Below are 20,693 nucleotides of genomic sequence, written 5' to 3' on the forward strand. Positions count from 1 at the left end.
GGGCAGTCGGTGACGAAGCAGGAAACCCCACGGGCAACCGGGGGAATCCCGACCCATCAGGGCCGGGGATGTCAACCCACGAACTGCAGGCGGGCCACGAGCCAGCGGCCGGAGTCGGCGTCGCGGACCATGTCCAGCTGGATCCGGTAGTGCGACGGCCGCCCCTCGGGCGCCTTGACGTTCTTCACGGTGGCGTCGACCGCCACCAGCACGACAGCTCGCCTGCGGTCCCCGGAGACCAGGCCGGCCCGCAGCACCGAGCCCCGCGAGTCCACCCGGTTCTCCACCACGGCGGCGCGGACCTGCGCCTGCCCCCGGGTGAACTCCTCCTTGAACTCGCCGGTCGCCCCGGCCGTGACCCGTTGCAGATCCCGGTCGACGCTGGCCGCGCTGACCGAGACGAAGTTGACGCTGGCCTGCTTGGCGGCGGCGAGGGCGCCCTGCCGGGCCTGGTCGGTCGCCCGGTCGACGTACCACCGGTGGCCCGTCACGCCGGCCCCGGCGAGGGCGGCGGCCAGCAGCACCAGCAGCAGGCCGACGCGCAGCCGGCCGGGTCGCGGCGGCAGGACCGGCGCGGGGCGGGCGACGTCGCGGCCCCGGTGCGCCCGCTGCGGGGCGTCGTCGGCGCCCGCCTCCCCGTCGGCCCGGTCGGCCCGGTCGTCCCCGTCGGCCCGGTCCGCGTCCGGCGTCGGGGCCTCGGCCAGCGTGAGCTTCCCGGCCGGCGCCGGCTCACCGTCGGGCGTGAGGTCGCCCGCCCCGGCCGGGTCCTCGACGGGTTCCCGGTCGAGCCGCTCCAGGATCTCCTCGATCGGCCCCGCCTGCCGGGGCACCCGCCGGGCGACCAGCCGGCGCGGCGAGGCCCGGCCGGGCGTGGCGGGCTTGGCACCCTTGATGACCCGCAGCGGGCGGTCCTTGGGGCCCTGCATCGATGCCCTCGCCTCCTCGTTTCCGGTCACGGCGTCACCCCCGCCAGCAGCAACTGTTTCCACGACTGGTCCCCCGTCACGCGGGCCTGCCCGCCGGTCCCGCCGAGCTGCAGCGGCCGGCCGTCCGCGCCGATTACCAGGCCGGTGCCGGGGTCGTACCCGCCGGGTCCAGCGGCGGGCGGCGGGGCGGGCGACGCGGAGGTCGGCTCCCGGCCGCCCGGCCGAGGCGCGTTGTCGGCGCCCCGGACGCTGGCACCGGCCGCCTGGTCGGCGGCGGAGCACCGCGTGCCGCCGCCGCGGTACACGCAGGACGGCGGGTGGTTGAGGTTCACGACCAGGCCGAGGTGGGCGGTGCCGTCGCCGGGGGTGACCGTGAAGCCGCCGGCGACCGCGATCGGGTACGCCACCAGGAGCTGCTCGATGCCGGGCAGTCGCCGGACGGCGATGCCGTTGACAGTCACCAGGTTCCCGAGCAGGGTGCCGACGGTCGGTTCGAGCCCGCGCAGCAGCGCGACCAGTTCGGCCCCGGCCGGCGGGCCGGCGGCGAGCAGTCGACGCAGATCCGGGTCGCTCGCCCGGACGGTCGCGGCCAGCTCGGCCAGGCCCTTCGCCCAGCGGCGCAGCGCCTCGGACGACTCCGCCTGGGTGGTCAGCACCGTACGCCCGTCGTGGATCAACGCGAGCGTCTCCGGCAGCCGGTCGGTCGCGTCGGTGAGCAGCGCGTCCCCGGCGTCGAGGATCCGGGCCAGCGCCGCCTCGTTGCCCTCGAACGCGGTGCCCAGCTCGGTGATCAGCACGCCGAGGTCGTCCGGGTCGACGGAGCGCACCAGGGCGTCGAGGTTGGCCAGCAGCGTCTCCGGGGCGAGCGGAACGCCGGTGCGGTCGGCGGGGATCACCGCCCCGTCGGCGAGATAGGGGCCGGTGTCGCGCTCGGGCCGCAGGTCCACGTACTGCTCGCCGACGGCGGAGCGCTGGGTCACCACGGCACGCAGGTCGTCCGGCACCTGGACGTCGCGGCGCAGCCGAAGGTCGGCGCGCACGCCGGCGCCGTGCAGGTTGACCGCGGTGACCCGGCCGACGGGCACCCCCCGGTAGGTGACGGGGGCGTTGGGGAAGATGCCGCCGGCGCGGGCGAGGTCGACGTGGACGACGTACGCCCCGCCGAGCAGCCGGTCGCCGAGCCCGACGTAGCGGACCCCGACGTAGCCGATGCCGAGCAGGCTCACCAGGACGAACGCCAGGACCTGCAGCTTCGCGGTGCGTCTGATCACGGCAGCAGCCCTCCCCCCAGGACGTCCGTCAGGCCGCCGATCACCCCGTCGATCGCGCCGGTGACCGGCAGCACGCACTGGGCCGACATGATCGTCCCCGCCGGCAGTTCGGTGCCGACCGGGAAGACCGTGCCCAGCGGCACCAGTCCCTTCGGCAGGATCAGCCCGCCGAGCGGGATCTTCGAGCCGGGCTTGAGCAGGACGCAGCCCTCCGGGAACAGGCAGTCCTCCGGCGGCGTCCACACCGACGGGAAGTCGTCCAGGTCGGGCAGGCAGTCGAGGATGGGCAGGTCGGAGCCGGAGCCTGGTTTGCCCGGCTTGTCCCCGGGACGGCTCGGCGCGGGCGTGGCGCCACCGCCGGCCGCCGGGGGTCGGGGCGGGCCGGCGCCGGTCGACGGATTCCCCGCCGCCGCGGGCGGGGGCGCCGCGGCGAGCAGGTTGGCCAGGATCGAGGACGCGTCGAGGTCGGCGGTGATCGACAGGTTGACGAAGTCGCCGACGATCGCGCCGTCGACGTTCGGCGGGAACGGGAACGACAGCATGAACTCCATGGACTTCGGCAGGTCGTCCCCGGCGCGGACCAGCTGCTCCAGGATCGGCTGCAGCGCCTTGACGCTGGCCAGGGTGTCGTCGCGGCTGCGGTTGACGACCCGGGTGCCGACCTCGCCCAGCTCGCCGAGGGCGGTCAGCGCGTCGGTCAGCTGGGCGCGCTGGCGGGCCAGGACGGTCAGGCCGGGCGCCAGGGAGTCCACCGCGTCGCCGAGCACCTGCTTCTGCCGGTCGAGCCGGCCGGTGAGCCGGTCCAGCGCGTCGATGGCGCGGACCAGATCGGCCTTCTGCTTCTCCAACCCGCCGATGAACGTGTCGAGCTGGCCGAGCGCGTCCCGGACGGCGGGCTCGCGGCCGTCGAGGGCGGCGGCGAGTTCCCGGTTGATGGTCCGCAGCTGGGCCAGGCCGCCGCCGTTGAGCAGCAGGCCGAGCGCCGCGAGGACCTCCTCCACCTCGGTGCCCCGGCTGGTGCGCGACAGCGGGATGACGTCCCCGTCGGCGAGCCGGGCGGTGGCCGCCCCGCCGGACGGCGCCGCCACGGCCACGTACTTCTCCCCCAGCAGGCTGCTCTGCCGCACGGCGGCGGTGGCGTTCGCGGGCAGGCGCACGTCCCTGCCGAGGCGCAGGGTGACCCGGGCGGTCCAGCCGGACAGGGAGATCCGCTCGACGCTGCCGACGGTCACGTCGTCGACCTTGACGGCGGCCTGCGGGACCAGGTCGAGCACGTCGCTGAACTCGGCGGTTACCGAGTATCCGTCGCCCTTCGGGGCGCCGCCGGGCAGCGGCACGTCGGCCAGGTCCGGCAGGCCGCAGCCGGCCGGGAGCAGGGCCACCGCGAGGGCGCAGGCCAGGGCGCGCGCGGCCCGGGCGGTCACGACAGCCCCCGCAGGATGCCGCCGAGGGTGGGGTCGCTGCCGCCGGTGTCGGCCGGGAGCGGGTCGGGGGCCGGGGCCGCGGGCGCGGCCGGCGGCTCGCCGCCCGGCTTCGGGGCGTCGGCGGCCGGGGGCGCGGCCGGCAGCTTGGCGAGCTTGCGCAGCTGGTCGGTCATGGGCAGTCCCAGTGAGTGCAGGGTCCGCGCCAGCGCCAGGCACTTCTGGGGGACCTGGGCGGCCGGGAGCTGGTCGGCGATCAGCGAGCAGACGAACCCGACGGGGTCGTACGGGCCGGTCACGTTGTCGCGGGTGTCCAGGGTGCCGGAGCGCGGGTTGTAGGCCAGGGCCAGGTTGTTCATGGCCAGCGGCGCGACGTCGAGGATCTCGATGACCGCCCGCTGCTGGCGCACCAGCGCGCCGGTGACGTTGGCCAGCCCCTCGACGTTGGAGGTCAGGGCGGACCGGTTCTGCTTGACGAACGCGGTGACGTCGGCGAGCGCGGTGGCGAGGTTGCGCAGCGCGGCGGCCAACTCCTCGCGCTCCCCGGACAGCTGCTCGGCGACGTCGGCCAACTGCTGGTTGAACGCGCGCACCTGCTGGTCGCTGCGGGCCAGCGCGGTGGTGAACCGTTGCAGATTCGCGACGGAACCGAACAGGTCCTGCCGGCCGTCGGCGAGGGTCGTCAGGGCCCTGGACAGCCCGTCGAGGGTGTCGTGCAGGTCCTGTCCGTTGCCCTCCAGGTTGGCGCGGCCGGTGGCGAGCAGGTCGGACAGGGCGCCGTCGCGGTTGGCGCCCTCGGGGCCCAGCGCCCGGTTGAACTCGTCGAGGGCCTGGTAGATGTCGTCGATCTCCATCGGCGCGGCGGTCCGGTCGACGGTGATCTCGGCCCCGTCGGGCAGCGCGGCGCCGCCGGCGTACGCGGGGGTGAGCTGCACGTACCGGTCGCTGACGACGCTGGGCGGCACGATGACCGCCTGCGCGTCGGCGGGGACGTCGAACTCCGGGTCGTACTCCATCGTCACCTTGACCGTGCGGCCCTGCGGGGTCACGGCGACCACCTCGCCGACGCGTACGCCCAGCACCCGCACGTCCGAGCCGGGGTACACGCCGACGGCGCGGGTGAAGTACGCGACCACGCGCTTCGGCGGCGGGCCCTGACGCAGCACGACGTACCCGGCGGCGACGGCGACCAGCAGGACGGTGGCGGCGGCGACGGGCCGCCAGCGCCGCGGGGATCGGGACATCATCGGCCTCCCGTCGGTTGGTACACCTGGACCAGCCCCGCCACGTACGAGTCGAACCAGCGGCCGTTGCCGACCACGTTGGCGAAGGCGGTGACGAACGGGGCCATGCTCCGGATGGTCCGCTCCAGGTCGTCCCGGTTGCGTTCCAGGACGGCGACCACCTCGCGCAGCTTGCGCAGCGCCGGTTCGAGCTGGGTGCGGTTGTCGCGGACCAGCCCGGAGAGCTGGGTGGCGAGCTCGTCGGTGCCGACGAGCAGCTTGTGGATGGCGTCGCGCCGGCGGCTCACCTCGGTCAGCAGCGCCTCGCCGTCGGCGACGAGCCGGCGGAACTCCTCGTCGCGGGTGGCGAGCACGGCGGTGACCTCCCGGGCGCGGGCCAGCAGGGAGCGCAGCTCGGCGTCGCGGCTGGCGACGGTGCGGGAGAGCCGGGACAGCCCCACCAGCGAGGCGTCGACGCTGGCGGGGGTGTCGGCGAACGTCTCGGACAGGGTGGCGAAGGCGGCGGCGAGCTGGTCGGTGTCGACCCGGTCGAGGGTGTCGGCGAGCCCGGTGACGGCCTGCACCACGTCGAACGGGGCGGCGGTGCGGGCCAGCGGGATCCGCGCGCCCTCGGGCAGTTCGCCCGGCCCGGCCGGGGACAGGGCGAGGTACTTCTGGCCGAGCACCGTCTTGATCCGGATCGTGGCGCCGGTCTGCGCGCCGAAGTGGACGCTGTCGTCGTCCACCCGGAACCGGACCCGGACGTAGAGGCCGGCGTCGCGGGCCAGCTCCACGGCCGTCACCTCGCCGACCCGGACACCGGCGACGCGTACCTCGTTGCCGGCGGCGAGGCCGCTGGCGTCGCGGAAGGCCGCCTGGTAGTCGCGGCCGGTCAGCGCGGCCAGCCGGTCGAGCTGGAACGCGCCGAGCAGGACGGCGAGGAGCAGGGTCAGCCCGCCCGCGCCGACCACGACGGGGTTGCGTTCCCGGAACGGTGTCACCGGCTGCCTCCGGTGCTGCAGCGGGCGGCGGGGGCGCTGAGGGTCGGCACGTCCAGCGGCGAACGGCCGGCGACCGCGACGGTGCCGTCGAAGTCGCAGAGGTAGAAGTTGAACCAGGAGCCGTAGGAGGCGACGCGGGTCAGCGACCGGTACCGGTCGGGCAGCCGCCCGAGGGTGCCCTCGATGACGGCGGCGTTGCGGTCGAGCGTGTCGGCGAGCTCGCCGAGGTGCCGGACGTCGGCGGCGAGCGGCGGTCGTACGTCGTCGAGCAGGTCGGCGGTGACGGTGGTCAGCTCACCGATGCTGACCAGCGACTCGCCGATGGCCCTGCGGTCGGCGGCGAGCCCGGAGACGAACTGCTGGAGCTGGCCGATGGTCTGGTCGAGGTCGCGGTCCCGGCGGGCCAGCGTGGTGAGCACGCTGTTGAGGTTGGTGACGACCCGCCCGATGACGGCGTCCCGGTCGGCGAGGGTGTTGGTCAGCGACGCGACGTGCCGCAGCAGGCTGGACACGGTGCCGCCCTCGCCCTGGAGCACCTGGATGATCTCGTACGCGAGCTTGTTGACGTCGTCGGGGTTCAGGGCGGTGAACAGGGGCCGGAAGCCGTTGAACAGCGCGGTCAGGTCCAGCGCCGGGGACGTCTGGGCGAGCGGGATGAGCCCGTCCGGTCGCAGCGGCCGGCCGTCCCCGGCCCCCTCGCTCAGCGCGACGTACCGCTGGCCCACCAGGTTGCGGTAGCGGATCTTGGCGCGGACGCTGGTGGCGAGGGGAATGTCCCGCTCGACGGTGAAGGCCACCTCGGCGACGGTGTCCTCGACCACCCGGATCCCGCTGACCCGGCCGACCCTGACCCCGGCGATGCGCACGTCGTCGCCGGCCAGCAGGCCGGTGACGTCGGTGAACCGGGCCCGGTAGGTGACGCCGGAGTTCGGGAACGCGCCGAGGGTCTGGGCGAGCAGCGCGGTCAGCAGCACCGTCACCGCGGCGAAGACCAGCAGCTTCACCAGCGGCGCGGTCGTCTTCGAGGTCATCGGGCGTTCACCACCGCTCCGCGCAGCAGCGGCCCCCACAGCAGGACCGCGATGTCCGGGACCTCCGCCGGCAGGGTGCCGGTGACGGCCCCGACGAGGGGCTTGACCAGGGCGCGCTCCTCCTCGGTGCCGGCCTGGCCCATCTCGGGCGAGCCGGCGGCGGGCGGGGTGGCCGGCTTCGCGGGGGTGGACAGGCCGGGCAGCGGGCCGACGGGGAGGAGCGAAGGCTTGCGGGGGCCGTAGTCGTAGCCGTCGTTGATCGGCACCTCGGGTGCGGGCTGCTTCGGCCGGGGCAGCCCGTGGCACTGCGGGCCGTTGCGGGCGCCGTAGACCGGCTCGTCGCGGCCCTTCTCGTACCGGCCGCCGTCGCGGGTGACCTCCAGCGTGATGTGCATCCGGCCGTTCGCGAAGACCTCCTCGACGCGGGGTTGCAGGGCGACCAGGCCGTCCATCAGGCACGGGTACTCGGGGGCGTACGTGGCGAGCAGTTCCAGCACCGGCCGGCTCACCCGGCCGAGGGCGATGAGCTGGCCGTCGTGCCGGTCGAGGAACCCGCGGGCCACGTCGGCGGTGCCGGTGGCGTCGGCCAGGAACGCCGCCAGCTCGTCGCGCTGGTCGCTGACGGTGCGGGCGGTGACGGTCACGTCGCGCAGCAGGGCGAGCAGGTCGGGCAGCGCCGCGTCGTAGCTGTCCAGCACGGCCGCGAGCTTGCGGACGTCCTCGGCGATGACCGGCATCGCCGGGTTGAGCTGCCGCAGGTAGGCGTCGAGCCGGGCGATGTTCGCGCCGAGCTGCTCGCCGCGGCCCTCCAGGGCGGTGGCGATGGCGCCGAGGGTCGCCGCGAGCTGGTCGGGCCGGATCGCCTGGAGCAGGGGCAGCGCCTCGTCGATGACGCGTTCCAGCTCCACGGCGGTACGGCTGCGGTCCTGGGGAATGACCGCGCCGGCGGCGATGGCCGGGCCGGCGTCGCCGGCGGGCGGGACCAGCTCGACGTACCGCTCGCCGAAGAGCGTCTTGGGCAGCAGCCGCGCGGTGACGGCGGCGGGGATCCGGGGCGTGGCGGCCGGGTCCAGGGCCAGCCCGATGGTGGCGCCGGCGCCGTCGCTGCCGACCGAGCGCACCTCGCCGACGACGACGCCGCGCAGCTTGACGTCGGCGCCCTCGCTCAGCTGCAGGCCGGCCCGGTCGGCGCGCAGGGTGACCCGGTCGACGGGGGTGAACGCCTTGTTGTAGTGCAGCACGGACGCGCTGAGCGCCGCGACCAGGACGGCGACGAAGACGATGCCGAGGATGCGATCCTTCATGGTCACCCCGCGATCCGGACGGTGGTGGTCGCGCCCCAGATGGCCAGCGACAGGAAGAAGTCCACAATGTTGACCGCCACGATCGCCAGCCGGACGGCCCGGCCGACCGCGACGCCGACGCCGGCGGGGCCGCCGCTGGCGGTGTAGCCGTAGTAGCAGTGCACCAGCACCACGATCACGCTGAACACCAGCACCTTGGCGAAGGACCAGAGCACGTCGCCGGGGGGCAGGAACAGGTGGAAGTAGTAGTCGTAGGTGCCGGCGGACTGGTCGAAGTAGAAGACCGCGATGGTGCGGGTGGCCAGGTAGCTGGAGAGCAGCCCGATCACGTACAGCGGGACGACCGCGACGAACCCGGCGATCATGCGGGTGGTGACGAGGAACGGCAGCGACGGCACGCCCATCACCTCGAGGGCGTCCACCTCCTCGGAGATCCGCATCGCGCCGAGCTGGGCGGTGAACCCGCAGCCGACGGTGGCCGACAGCGCCAGCGCCGCCACCAGCGGGGAGATCTCCCGGGTGTTGAAGTACGCCGAGACGAAGCCGGTGAAGGCGCTGCTGCCGATCTGGTTGAGGGCCTGGTAGCCCTGCAGTCCCACCTCGGTGCCGGTGAAGAACGTCAGGAAGCAGATGACGCCGACGGTGCCGCCGAGCACGGCGAGCGCGCCGGTGCCGAAGCTCACCTCGGCCAGCAGCCGGATCACCTCGCGCTTGTACCGCCGCACGGTGCGCGGCGCCCAGGCGAACGCCCGCAGGTAGAAGGCGAGCTGGCCGCCCAGGTCGTCGAGGACACGCAGCACGTCAGCTCCCCTTCTGCGGCACGAGCTGGAAGTACGCGGCCGTGACGACGAAGTTCAGCGCGAACAGCAGCATGAAGGTGATCACCACGCTCTGGTTGACGGCGTCGCCGACGCCCTTCGGGCCGCCGCGCGCGGTCATCCCCTTGTAGCAGGCGACCAGCGCGGCGGCGGCGCCGAACAGCAGCGCCTTGACCTCGCCGACGAGCAGGTCGGGCAGCTGCCCCAGGGCCTGGAAGCTGGCCAGGTACGCCCCGGGCGTGCCGCCCTGCAGGACCACGTTGAACAGGTAGCCGCCGCTGACGCCGACCACGCTGACCAGCCCGTTGAGCAGCACGGCCACCAGCATCGAGGCGAGCACCCGGGGCACCACGAGGCGCTGGATCGGGTCGATGCCCAGCACCTGCATCGCGTCCAACTCCTCGCGGATCTTGCGGGAGCCGAGGTCGGCGCAGATCGCCGAGCCGCCCGCGCCGGCGATGATCAGCGCGGTGACGATCGGGCCGGCCTCGCGGACCACCGCGAGCACGGAGGCGGCCCCGGTGAACGACTGCGCCCCGAGCTGGCGGACCAGCGAGCCGAGCTGCAGGGCGATGACCGCGCCGAAGGGGATGGAGACGAGCGCGGCCGGCAGGATCGACACCGAGCTGATGAACCACGCCTGCTGGACGAACTCGCGCACCTGCACCGGCCGGCGGAACAGGCCGCGCAGCGCGTCCAGGCAGAACGCGAAGAACTCGCCGGAACGGCGCAGGGTGGCGGTGGGGCGGCTCATCCGGCCACCTGCCCCAGCTCGCCGCGGTGCCGGCCCGGCCCGGCGGCGTTCCCCGCGTCGGCGAACGAGCCCGGCGGTGGGGTGACGCCGTTGTCCCGGCACCACTGCCCCGGTGGCCGCTCGGCCCGGCGGGGCAGGCCGTTCGATGGCGGCAGCTGCGGTGGGATGGGCGGCAGCGGCGGCAGCTCCACCCCCGAGTCGGCCTCGGCGCGCAGCTCGTCGGCGTCCTTCTCCTCGGCCATCCCGATCGGGCCGATGCGCTGGGCGTTGAGGAACTGCCGCACCACCGGCTCGGTGCTGGACAGCAGCATCTCGCGCGGCCCGAACATGGCCAGGTGCCCGTGGTAGATCAGCCCGATGTTGTCCGGGACCGTGCGGGCCGTGTTGATGTCGTGCGTGACGATCAGGAACGTCGCCCCGGTCTGCTGGTTGAGGTCGATGATGAGCTGGTTCAGGTACGCGGTGCGCACCGGGTCCAGGCCGGAGTCCGGCTCGTCGAACAGGATGATGCGGGGGTCGAGCACGAGCGCCCGGGCCAGGCCCGCCCGCTTGCGCATCCCGCCGGAGATCTCGCCGGGCAGCTTCTTCTCCGCGCCCGTCAGGCCGACCATCTCCAGCTTCTCCGCGACGACGGCGCGGACCTGGGACTCCGATTTGCGGGTGTGCTCACGCAGGGGAAAGGCCACGTTGTCGTAGATGTTCATCGAGCCGAACAGGGCGCCGTCCTGGAACAGCACGCCGAACAGCTTGCGCACCTCGTACAGCTCGCGCTCGGCGAGCCGGGGCAGGTCCCTGCCCTCGATCCAGATCGAGCCCCGGTCGGGCCGCAGCAGCCCCACCAGGGTCTTCAGGAACACGGACTTGCCGGTGCCGGACGGGCCCAGCAGCACCGAGATCTCCCCGGCGGGCAGGGTGAGGCTGATGTCCGACCAGACCGGCTGGCCACCGAAGGACTTGGTCAGCCCCTGCACGGCCACCTCGACGCCCATGCGTCCTCCCCCTTCCGACACCTGGGACATCGCGCCGGGCCGATGGCGTGTAACAGAATTCTTCGCGGCTATGCAAATCGCTCACGGTATCGATACGGTGCCGTTGACCGGTCGGCAACGAAAGTGTCTCGCACCCAATGACCACAACCATCGAGCCAGCGCTCGTCCGTCGGGCCGCCGAGGGCGACCGGGCAGCGATGGGTGACCTGCTCGCGGAGTTCCACCCCCGCGTGGTGCGCTACTGCCGGGCCCGGCTCGGGCGCGTCGGCGGGGCGTACACCACGGCCGACGACATCGCCCAGGAGGTGTGCCTGGCGGTGATGCGGGCCCTGCCCCGTTACCGGGAGCAGGGCAAGCCGTTCGCCGCGTTCGTCTTCGCCGTCGCCGCGCACAAGGTGGCCGACGCGCAGCGGGCGGCGGTGCGCGACTCCGCCGTCACCGCCACCGACGCCCTGCCGGACCGGCCGGACGCGGCGCCCGGGCCCGAGCAGCAGGCCCTCGCCACGGACCTGGCCCGCCGCATCTCGGTGCTGCTGGACCGCCTCCCCGCCACCCAACGGGAGATCGTCACCCTCCGCGTGGCGGTCGGCCTCACCGCGGAGGAGGTCGGCACGATTCTCGGCATGTCCGCGGCGGCCGTCCGGGTGGCCCAGTCCCGGGCCCTCGCCCGGCTCCGTACGCTTGCCGGCGAGCGGTTGGGCGAGGTGGCGGCATGACGGAGCATGGGTCGGACGGCGGTGGGCAGCCGGAACTGGCCACGGTCGCCCGCGACGACCTGCTTCTCGACGCGCTCGGCCGGGGCGAGGAGCCGACCGACGGCGACGCGCTCGCCGCGATGCTGGCCGCCTGGCGCGCCGACCTCCTCGCCGACGGAGCCGACCTTCCCGACGCGGACCTGTTCGAGCCCGCCGCCGACGGGGCCGGCCTTCCCCACGAGGACATGTTCGGGCCCGGCGCTGACGCCACGCCCGCCAGCGGCGGCGGCCCGACGGTCGCCGGCGGGCGACGGCGGGCGTCCCGGCCAGCCCGGTCACGACGGCCCGGGCGGTGGGGCGTGCGGCTCGCCGCCGCCGCGGCCGCCGCGCTCGTGCTGGCCGCAGGGCTCGGGGCCGCCAGCCGGCAGTCCGGGCCGAGCAGTCCGCTGTGGTCGCTGACCAAGGTCCTGTACCCCGAGCAGGCCGAGGTCCGCGCCGTCGAGCACACCATCGGACGGGCCCGCGAGGCCCTCGCGGCGGGGCGGCTCGACGCGGCCCGGGAGCTGGTCGGGCGGGCCCGGCGGGACCTGGCCCGCGTGACCGATCCGGCCGTCGCGGCCCGGCTGCGGGCGGAACTGGACAGCGTGCTGCGCGACCTCGACGCGGCCGCCCCGGCGCAGCCTTCGCCGGCGGGCCCCGCGCCGGTGCCCGCCGCCCCGACGACCGGCGGCCCGGGCGGCGCCAGCCACGAAGCGTCGCCGGGCGCGACGGCGCCCCTGCCGCGGCCGTCGGCGACCCCGGCCCCGGCGCCCTCGGCCACCTCCGGGCCCTCGCCCCTGCCGTTGCTGCCCGGGCTGCTCCCGACGTCACCGCTCCTTCCGTCGCTGCCCGGGCTGCCCGGCCTGCCGCTGCCCAGCGGCGGCCTGCTCGACTGACAGGGTCGGGTCGGTCGACCGCGCCCGTCACGCACTCTGCGGCGGCGCCGACGGGCGTCTGCCCGGAGGGTGCCGCAGGCGGGCCGGTCGGCACGCCCGGGCGGGTCATTGACAGATCGAAGTTTGTGACATCACGATGGCGCGGTCCGCGCGCCCACGCAACATTCCTTCGATCATCCCGCTCGGGACCGTAGACATCTTTCCTTCGGGGGCCTATCGTCTCGCCTTACATCGAGATCTATGCATGGAGGCGATGATCGATGCGAGTCACACGATGGGCGGTTGCCCCGCTGGCCCTGGCCGTCGCCCTCGGCGCCGCCACGCCGGCCGCCGCCACCCCCGCCGGCCCCGGTGTCTCGCCCGACGCGGTGAGCGCGGCGGACGCCGGCGTACGCCAGCAGCCCGGCGGCGTGGGCACGCTGAGCACCGACTACGGGCCGGCGGCGTGGGCCCCGGCCAGCACCAGCAACTACACCGTGGCCAGCCGGCCGAGCAGCCACCGGATCAACTACGTGGTCATCCACATCACGCAGGGCTCCTACGCCGGCTCCATCAGCTGGTTCCAGAACCCGGCGGCCCAGGTCAGCGCGCACTACACGTTCCGCTCCTCCGACGGGGCGGTCACCCAGTCCGTCCGTGAGAAGGACATCGCCTGGCACGCCGGCAACTGGACGTACAACACCCAGTCGATCGGCATCGAGCACGAGGGCTACGTCGACAACCCGGCCTGGTACACCGACGCGATGTACCGGGCGTCCGCCGCGCTGACCCGCAACCTCGCCAACAAGTACGGCATCCCTAAGGATCGAGCCCACATCATCGGTCACAAGGAGGTGCCCGGGGCGACCCACACCGACCCCGGCCCGTACTGGAACTGGACCTACTACATGCAGCTGGTCAACGGCGTCACCGGCATCGGCTCCGGCACGGTCGACAGCGGGACCACCAGCCTCAACGTGCGCTCCGGCCCGGGCACCAGCTACTCGGTCGTCGGCTCCCTGAACGGGGGCGCCGCGGTCAGCATCTACTGCCAGGCCACCGGCACCAGCGTCACCGGCCCGTACGGCACCACGAGCATCTGGAACCGGATCGGCACCAACCGCTACGTCTCCGACGCGTACGTCAACACCGGGTACAGCGGCTTCATCCCGGGCGTGCCGCGCTGCTGAACCGCCACCGCACCGCCTGAGCCGGGCCGGGGTCCCAGCCCCGGCCCGGCTCAGCCCCGGCCCGGCCCGGCTCAGCCCCGGCCCGGTCCGCCCGCACCCCGGTCGGGCACGATGGCCCGCAGCCTCGCCAGCAGCTCGCCGCGGCTCGCGCAGTTCAGCCGGGCGCGCATGCGGGCCACGTGGTGCTCGACCGTCTTCGCCGAGATGAACAGCCGGTCGCCGATCTGCTTGTAGGTCAGGCCGGCGAGCACCAGCTCCGCCACCTCCTGCTCGCGCCCGCTGAGCCGGCCCTCGTCGGCCCCGCCGACCGCCTCCGCGGCGGCCCCCCGGCCCGGGCCGCCGCCGGCCGGCCCCGCCGACCGGCCCTGCAGCATCCGCGCGCAGTCCAGCAACGCCGTCATCGCCCGCCGGTCGGCGGTCCGGATCGCGGCCTGCCCGGCGAGCCTGGCCGCGTCCCAGCAGAGCCCGGCGCCGTGCAGGCCCCGGGCGGCGGCCTCCACCCGTTCCCGGTCCACGACGCCGCGCAGCACCTCCACCCAGCATCCGGCGGCCGCCGACACGACGGCGGCGTACCGGCTCCGCTCGGCCATCCGGGCCAGCGCCGCGACGTGGGCGTCGGCGGTCTCCGCCTCCTCGGCGAGGATCGCGGCGTGCAGCCCGCTCCAGTGCAGCGGCGCGGCCCACAGCGCCGGGTTGCCGAGCCGGTCCAGCAGCAGGCGCGCCTCGGACAGGTACGGGTTGAGCCGGTCCAGATCGCCCAGCCGCGCCGCCGCGACGGCGAACTCGCCCAGCGGCAGGAGCGTGAACAGGTCCACGGCGTGCCGGACAATCACCTCGACGGCGCGCTCCCACCTGCGCCGCAGGGCCGGCAGGTCGCTCTCCCGCCGCGCGATGCCGACCTCCAGGGCGGTGGCGAAGAGCAGGTCCCGCAACTCCATGGGGCCGCCGCCGGCCGCCGCCAGCGCCTCGGCCGCCGCCGCCGTGCGGCCGCGCACCATCAGGATCCAGGCCAGCAGCAGCCGGTGCCGCCGGGCCAGCAGGTGGCCGCCGACCCGGTGGGCCACGGCCCGCTCCAGCACCCGTTCCCCGATGTCCAGCTCGCCGCCGCCGAGCGCGACCAGGGCCGCGAGGGCGGCCGGGCTGTCCGGCAGCAGCACCGCCCGGCCCGCCGGCTCCAGCAGGGCGGACGCCTGCACGAACGTGGAGAGCGCGGCGGCCGGGGCGGTGAGGCTCTCCCTGGTCCCGCGGGCCATCAACAGCGCGGCGCTGGCGAGCAGGGTGGGCGGACCGTCCGGCGGCGCGGCCGGCGCGACCGGCTGCCCGACGCCCACGGCGCCGATCTCCGCGAACGCCGCCGACGAGGCCGTGCCCGACCAGCGGTACAGCTCCACGGCGCGGCCGAGGTGCCCGCAGTGGACCAGGGCGGTCGCCGCCACGGCCGCCGCCTCGGCCCGGTCCGCGGGGTCCGCGTCGGCGACGGCGACCAGCCGGTCCGCCAGCCGGAGGGCGGAGCCGAGGTCACCGGCGAGCGCGACGGCCCGCGCCTGCCGGCCGGTCACCGGCCGTCCGGCGGCGGCGGCCACGGCGAACAGCTCGGCCGCCAGGCCCGGCTCGTCGGGCAGCGCCTCCTCGGCCGCCGCCTCGGCGGCGCCGGCCGGGCAGCCGCCGGTCACGCCGGCGCCGCGCAGCGAGCGCACCAACGGCAGCAGCGGCCCACCGCGCGCCAGTTGCAGTTCGGTCAGCCGCTGCCAGACCTCGCCCCGCTGGGCGGCCGGGCTCAGGGCGGCGACCGCGCGCCGCACGACCGGCGCGAGCCGGTCCTCCGGGCCCAGCAGCCCCGCCGCCCTGGCCCGGTCGGACAGCTCGTCGACGGCGTCCGGGGAACGGCGCAACAGGACGCCGAGCAGGTCCGCCGGCAGCGGCACGCCGCCGGCCACGGCCAGCAGCAGCTGCCTTACGTCGGGGTCCAGGCCCGCCAGGTCCGGGCCGTACCCCAGCACGACCGCCTCGGGCACCTCCAGCCGCAGCGGGCCGTCCGGCGCGGCGGCGGCCAGGTCGCGCAGTGCGCGGACCAGGCGGTCGACGTCGCGGGGCACCCCGCCGGTCTGCGCCTGCACGAAGTCCGCCAGCGCGGGCTGCGCGGGCAGCCCGGGTACGCGGGTGAGGAGAGCGGCCGTCTGCTGCCGGGTGAACGGGCACAGCGGCAGCGACCGCCCGTTGCGGCCCAGCGCGTCGGCCAGCTCGGCCAGCCCGGCCGGGCGGGGCCAGGGCCGGTAGGCGGCCACTACCCGGCAGCGGCGTGTGTCGACCAGGGCGCGCAGCTCGCGCAGGCGCGCCCCGTCGAGCGCCTGCGCGTCGTCGACGAGGAGCACGCCGTCCGGGTCGAGCGACGCCGTGTCCGGCCCGACCGGCAGCACGCGCGCGCCCGCGGCCTCGTAGGCGCGAGCCAGCTCCCGCAGGAGGGTGCTCTTGCCGTGGCCGCCGGGCCCGACCAGCGCCACGGCCAGCGGCGCGTCCGGATCGGCGGCCACCGCGGCGAGCAGCGCGCGGCTCGGCCCGTCGAGCAGCAGAGGCAGGTCGTGCGGGGCGCGCAGGACGGCCGCGGTCGTCATCGGCGGCCCCGTCCCCGGCCGCGCAGGACGGCCAGCCGGGAGGCGCTCGGCAGCTCCAGGGGCGCGACCCGAACGGGAGGCCGCGGCGGCGGCTCCGGCCGGTCGTCGGCGTACCGCTGCGGCGCCCGGTCGGCGCGGCGGGCCGGCTCGGCGCGGCCGGCCCGGGCGTCCCGGTCGCGCCCGGGTCGCGGCTGCGGCCTGATCGGACGCGGCGCGACGACGTGGCCGGCCGCCAGCGCCGCCCCGACGGCGGAGGTGGCCTGCGGGTCGGCCTCCACCTCCACGGGGCGGGCGAACCGGGCGGCGAGCAGCTCGGCGACCAGCGGGATCCGCGCGCAGCCCCCGGTCAGCAGGATGCCGTCGAGGTCGGCGGCCGTCCGGCCGGCGGACCGGATCGCCTGCGCGGTCAGCTCCACCGTCGTCCGCACGGCCGGCCGGATCAGCTCCTCGAACTCGGCACGGCTCACGGGGACGCGGATCGGCCCGTGCGGCAGCCGCAGGGCGACGTCCGTGTCCGTCGCCACGGTCAGGTCGTGCCTGGCCCGCGCGCAGCGGACGAGCAGGTCCGCGGGCGCGAACCCGTGGCGCCGGTCGCGGGCGGCGGCCGGCCGGCCGAGGGCGTCCCGGACGTGCTCGGCCAGGGCCTCGTCGAAGTCCGCGCCGCCGAGCGGTTCGAGGGCGGCCGGCACGCCGAGCACCTCGAAGCCGCCGTGCGGGGCCCGACGCACCAGCCCGGCCTCGAATCCGGTGCCGCCGAGGCAGTAGACGGCCGCCGTGGCGCCCGTGAAGCCGCGCGCGGCGTGGGCCTCGGCGGCGGTGATCGGCTGGGGCAGCAGGGTCACGTCGGCCAGGCCGATCTCCCACAGCGCCCGGTGCAGCAGGTCCCTGCGGTACGGCCCCCAGCCGGCCGGGTGGCTGAGCACGACGGACTCCGGGCGCGCCCGTTCCCGCGTGGTCACCTGTTCGACCACCCAGGCGACCAGCACCGCGGCGAGTGCCTGCGCCGTGCACGTCTCGCCGCCCACGATCAGCGGCACGTCGTCGCCGACGCGGGCGACGAAGTCCCGGGCGGTGCGGCCGTTCTCGGCGCCGTCGGGCGGCCCCGCGGGTTCGCCGACGGTGAACGACCCGTCCGGGGCGAGCCGCAGCACGGACGGCACGGCCGCCGACTGCCCGTGCAGCCGCTGCACCTCGGGCCGCGCCCAGGTGGCACCCTGTCGCCGGGCGAGGGCGGCGACGGTGCTGGTGCGACCGAGGTCGATCCCGAGGACGTACGGCATGCGCTCCCACCTCCGCCGTGACGTGGCACGCCGGTGTCGAACACGCCGGCATCGAACGGCAACCCACCCTGTCGGACCGGAACCGGCCGCTGTTCGTACCAGGGCTCGTACATTATCGGCTCCCTAACCAAGCCGATCAGGCGTCCCTAATCCCCTAACGAAGGATGGGCCATGACCCTAGTGACCGGCCCCGCCGGATACGGGGCCCGTCCCCGATGTCCGGTTCGTACGGCCGCGCCTACTGTCGATCGTGTCAGACGAGCCACGCAATAGGTCCGAGGAGAACCCGTCGATGCACGACAGCCAGACCCTGCACGACTTCGTGCTCAACCTGCTCACCGACCCCGACGCCCGGTCGGCGTTCGACCTGGATCCGGAGGGTGCGCTGCGCGCGGCCGGCCTCACGGACATCACGGCCGCGGACGTGCAGGACGTGGTTCCGCTCGTGGTGGACTACGCGCCGGTCCAGGGCGTCACCTCGCTGGCGCCGCTGGGCGACCAGCTCGGCTCGACCGTGCCCGCGGTCGACCCGACCGACGTCATCGGCCAGCTGCAGAGCGTCGCGCAGCAGATCACCCTCCCCACGGCGACCACGAACGTGGACGTCAACGCGGGCGTGCTCGGCGCCATCAGCGTCGACCCGACCGGGCTCGGCGCCGCGGCGGCGCTGCCGTTCGGTGTCGCCGTGGGCGCCAGCCCGACGGTCGTCGGCGCGGACCTGTCGGCGGGGTACGACGTGGCGCACACCCTGGACGCGGGCCTCGTCGACGGCTCCGCGGTGGACGGTCTCGTCGGCCCCGGCGTCACGGACCCGGTGGTCGTCCCGGTCGACGGCGCGGTCGACGGGGTGCTCGGGGGCGGCCTCGACCCGGTCACCGGCGTCCTCGACCCGGCCCTCGGCATCACGGGCGGCCTGGTCGGCTCCGTCGGGGCCGACGACCCGCTGGGCGCGGTCGGCGGTCTCGGCGACCAGTTGGGCGGCGTCGGCGACTCGCTCGGCGGATCGGGGATCGCGCCGGACGTGCCGGGCACGGTGGGCGGCGTCACGGACCAGGTCGACGGTGTGCTCGGTGGAGTGACCGGAACGGACATCACCGGGGGTGTCAGCGGCGGTACGAGCGGCAGCGTGAGCGGCAGTGTGGGCGGCGACGCCGAGGTCCACGGCGGCGCACAGGCCTCCACCGGGGGCGGACTGCTCGGCTTCACGGACGGGCTGCTCTGAGAAGAGGGGTGCCGCCGCGGCACGCGGGCCGGACCGTACGTCGTACGGTCCGGCCCGTCGCGCGTGCACATCCGTTCCCCTCTTGATAATTGAGCCGAAATCCGCACACTTGGTGCGGTGATTGCGCCGATGTGGCTGGACGTGCTTGACGAGATCGCCCGGACGTGCGTGGCGCACGGTCGCGACGACCTGCTTACCTGGCTGCGTCAGCGGCGCGCCCAACTCCTCGATCCCACCCTGCGGGTCCTGGTCGTCGGGGAGCCGAAGCAGGGCAAGAGCCAGCTCGTCAACGCCCTCGTCAACGCGCCCGCCTGCCCGGTCGGCGACGGCCGCACCACGGTGCTGCCGACCGTCGTCCAGCACGCCGAGACCCCGACCGCCGCCCTGATCCGGACGCCCCTGCCGGCCGCCGGCCGGCCCGCCGGCCCGGCCGCGCCGGCCGCCGACCGGACCCCGCTGCCGATCGCCCGGGTCGCGGCCGAGATCGCCGGACGGGCGCCGCGCCACCCCGCCGTCGAGGCGGTGCACGTCGAGATCGGACTGCCCCGGGGCCTGCTCGGCGCCGGGATCGTGCTGGTCGACACGCCGGGCATCGACGAGCTGGACGGGATCCGCGGACCGGCCGCGTCGGCCGCACTCGCCCGGGCCGACACGGTGCTGATGGTGTCGGACTCGACCCGGGAGCTCTCCGTCGCCGAGCTGAACATCCTGCTGCACGTCGCGCGGTCGCACGCGAACGTGGCCGTCGTGCAGACCAAGACCGACCTGGTGGCGAACTGGCGGACGGTGGCCGACCGCAACCGGCAGCACCTGGCCGGGGCCGGGATTCCGGCGCCGCTGATCCCGGTCTCGGCGCTGCTGCGGCTGCGGGCCGCCGCCGGCGACGACCGGGCGCTCAACGACGAGTCCGGCTTCCCGCCGCTGATCGCGCGGATCATGCGCGACCACGGCGACAAGGCCGACCGGCTCGCGCGTACGTCGGTGGGCCTGATCGCACGGACGGTGCTCGAACAGCTGGCCGCCCCGCTGCGCGCCGAACTGTCCGGTCAGGACGCGGCGGAGCAGACCGGGCCGATCTCGCGGCTGCACGCCGCGCAGCGCGAGGTCGACGAGTTGCGCCGCTGCACCACCCGGTGGCAGAACACGCTCTCCGACGAGATGGCGCACCTGCTGTCCGACCTCGAGTACGACCTGCGCGACCGGACCCGGACGATCCTGCGCGAGGTCGACGAGGCGTTCGACCGGGCCGACCCGCTGGTGGGCTGGGAGACGTTCCAGGAGTGGTTGGACGGCAGCCTCGTCGAGGCGGCCGAGGCGAACCACCGGTGGCTCGGCCAGCGGTGCGAGTGGGTCGCGGCGCAGGTGGCGGGCCACTTCACGCGGTACGGCTACGACATCCCGCCCCGCTGGCAGGTGCCGGAGCCGGACGACGTGGTCGACCGGCTGCCGGTCCTGGAACGCCCCGACGCCGACCGCTTCACGGCAAGCCAGAAGCTGGTCAGCGGCATGCGCGGCTCGTACGGGGGGCTGCTCATGTTCGGCCTGGCGATGACCCTGGCCGGGATGCCGATGATCAATCCCGTGTCGATCGGGGCCGGCGTGCTGTTCGGCGGCAAGAGCATCCGGGACGAGGGCAAGTCGCTGCTGCGGCGGCGCCAGGCGACGGTCAAGTCGGCCGTCCAGCGGCACGTCGACGACTTCTTCATCCGGATGACCAAGGACTGCCGGGACACCGCACGGCAGGTGCAGCGGGTGATCCGGGACCACTTCACGGTGCTCACCGAGGAGCTGCAGGAGGCGATCGTGCAGTCGTTCCGCAGCGCCAAGCAGGCGGCGGACGCCGACGCGGCCGTACGCGAGCAGCGGCGACGCGAGATCCAGCAGCGGATACGGCGGCTGTCCGCCCTCTACGAGCAGGCGCAGGGGCTCACCTCGGCGCGGCCGGCGGCGGTCTCGCTGGAGCCCCGACCGTGAGCGCGAGGAGCGAGCCGGGTTTGCGAGCCCCGCAGTCGCGAAACCGAGGAGGCACCGTGAGCGCGAGG

Annotated in this window: 17 protein-coding genes; 5 read left to right on the forward strand and 12 right to left on the reverse strand. The window is 75.2% G+C overall.

Features of this window, described 5'->3' with window-relative positions; genetic code table 11:
• Positions 1-71: 71 nt before the first annotated feature.
• From ABGB16_RS21630 to ABGB16_RS21675, 10 genes are read right to left on the reverse strand one after another with little or no spacing between them, the layout of a single operon-like run.
• Positions 72-956, reverse strand: a complete 885-nt coding sequence (locus ABGB16_RS21630) for a hypothetical protein (protein ID WP_347669912.1) — start codon at positions 954-956, stop codon at positions 72-74.
• Positions 953-2,197: an MCE family protein gene (locus ABGB16_RS21635; protein ID WP_347669913.1), complete on the reverse strand. Its 1,245-nt coding sequence runs from the start codon at positions 2,195-2,197 to the stop codon at positions 953-955. The genes ABGB16_RS21630 and ABGB16_RS21635 overlap by 4 nt, the downstream gene beginning before the upstream one ends.
• Positions 2,194-3,621, reverse strand: a complete 1,428-nt coding sequence (locus tag ABGB16_RS21640; RefSeq protein ID WP_347669914.1) for an MCE family protein — start codon at positions 3,619-3,621, stop codon at positions 2,194-2,196. The genes ABGB16_RS21635 and ABGB16_RS21640 overlap by 4 nt, the downstream gene beginning before the upstream one ends.
• Positions 3,618-4,865, reverse strand: coding sequence for an MCE family protein (locus ABGB16_RS21645; RefSeq protein ID WP_347669915.1), 1,248 nt, complete (start codon positions 4,863-4,865; stop codon positions 3,618-3,620). Before ABGB16_RS21645 ends, ABGB16_RS21640 begins: the two co-directional genes overlap by 4 nt.
• A complete protein-coding gene (locus ABGB16_RS21650) occupies positions 4,862-5,842 on the reverse strand; it encodes an MCE family protein (RefSeq protein WP_347669916.1) in 981 nt (326 codons plus the stop codon). The genes ABGB16_RS21645 and ABGB16_RS21650 overlap by 4 nt, the downstream gene beginning before the upstream one ends.
• Positions 5,839-6,873 (reverse strand): MCE family protein, encoded by a 1,035-nt coding sequence (locus ABGB16_RS21655; RefSeq protein WP_347669917.1) that lies wholly within the window; start codon positions 6,871-6,873, stop codon positions 5,839-5,841. The genes ABGB16_RS21650 and ABGB16_RS21655 overlap by 4 nt, the downstream gene beginning before the upstream one ends.
• Complete coding sequence (locus tag ABGB16_RS21660; protein WP_347669918.1) at positions 6,870-8,177, reverse strand: MCE family protein; 1,308 nt, start codon at positions 8,175-8,177, stop codon at positions 6,870-6,872. The genes ABGB16_RS21655 and ABGB16_RS21660 overlap by 4 nt, the downstream gene beginning before the upstream one ends.
• 2 nt (positions 8,178-8,179) lie before the next feature.
• The gene (locus ABGB16_RS21665) at positions 8,180-8,977 is read right to left on the reverse strand and encodes an ABC transporter permease (protein ID WP_347669919.1); all 798 of its coding nucleotides are present in this window, start codon (positions 8,975-8,977) and stop codon (positions 8,180-8,182) included.
• 1 nt (position 8,978) lies between these two features.
• The gene (locus ABGB16_RS21670; RefSeq protein ID WP_347669920.1) at positions 8,979-9,749 is read right to left on the reverse strand and encodes an ABC transporter permease; all 771 of its coding nucleotides are present in this window, start codon (positions 9,747-9,749) and stop codon (positions 8,979-8,981) included.
• Positions 9,746-10,738 (reverse strand): ABC transporter ATP-binding protein, encoded by a 993-nt coding sequence (locus tag ABGB16_RS21675; protein ID WP_347669921.1) that lies wholly within the window; start codon positions 10,736-10,738, stop codon positions 9,746-9,748. The genes ABGB16_RS21670 and ABGB16_RS21675 overlap by 4 nt, the downstream gene beginning before the upstream one ends.
• 137 nt (positions 10,739-10,875) lie before the next feature.
• On the opposite strand from ABGB16_RS21675, the gene shbA reads away from it, so the two are divergent.
• From shbA to ABGB16_RS21690, 3 genes are all read left to right on the forward strand, one after another.
• Positions 10,876-11,454 (forward strand): RNA polymerase sigma factor ShbA, encoded by a 579-nt coding sequence (gene shbA / locus ABGB16_RS21680; protein WP_347669922.1) that lies wholly within the window; start codon positions 10,876-10,878, stop codon positions 11,452-11,454.
• Positions 11,451-12,368, forward strand: a complete 918-nt coding sequence (locus ABGB16_RS21685) for an anti-sigma-D factor RsdA (RefSeq protein ID WP_347669923.1) — start codon at positions 11,451-11,453, stop codon at positions 12,366-12,368. Before shbA ends, ABGB16_RS21685 begins: the two co-directional genes overlap by 4 nt.
• Before the next feature lie 260 nt (positions 12,369-12,628).
• Positions 12,629-13,537 carry an N-acetylmuramoyl-L-alanine amidase gene (locus ABGB16_RS21690; protein WP_347669924.1) on the forward strand — a complete coding sequence of 303 codons (909 nt, stop codon included), beginning with the start codon at positions 12,629-12,631 and terminating at the stop codon, positions 13,535-13,537.
• Positions 13,538-13,608: 71 nt separating this feature from the next.
• Here ABGB16_RS21690 and ABGB16_RS21695 read toward each other — a convergent pair whose 3' ends face one another.
• Positions 13,609-16,149, reverse strand: a complete 2,541-nt coding sequence (locus tag ABGB16_RS21695; RefSeq protein ID WP_347669925.1) for a LuxR C-terminal-related transcriptional regulator — start codon at positions 16,147-16,149, stop codon at positions 13,609-13,611.
• On the reverse strand, positions 16,146-17,429 hold the full coding sequence (locus tag ABGB16_RS21700) for an Hsp70 family protein (RefSeq protein ID WP_347669926.1): 1,284 nt from the start codon (positions 17,427-17,429) through the stop codon (positions 16,146-16,148). The genes ABGB16_RS21695 and ABGB16_RS21700 overlap by 4 nt, the downstream gene beginning before the upstream one ends.
• Before the next feature lie 292 nt (positions 17,430-17,721).
• Between ABGB16_RS21700 and ABGB16_RS21705 the strand changes: the two genes are divergently transcribed.
• Together ABGB16_RS21705 and ABGB16_RS21710 are read left to right on the forward strand one after the other, a co-directional pair.
• The gene (locus ABGB16_RS21705; protein WP_347669927.1) at positions 17,722-18,651 is read left to right on the forward strand and encodes an IniB N-terminal domain-containing protein; all 930 of its coding nucleotides are present in this window, start codon (positions 17,722-17,724) and stop codon (positions 18,649-18,651) included.
• Positions 18,652-18,768: 117 nt separating this feature from the next.
• Entirely contained in the window at positions 18,769-20,625 is a 1,857-nt protein-coding gene (locus tag ABGB16_RS21710; protein WP_347669928.1) for a dynamin family protein, read from the forward strand.
• Positions 20,626-20,693: the final 68 nt, after the last annotated feature.

This window comes from Micromonospora sp. B11E3, assembly GCF_039871625.1.
Taxonomy (GTDB): domain Bacteria; phylum Actinomycetota; class Actinomycetes; order Mycobacteriales; family Micromonosporaceae; genus Micromonospora.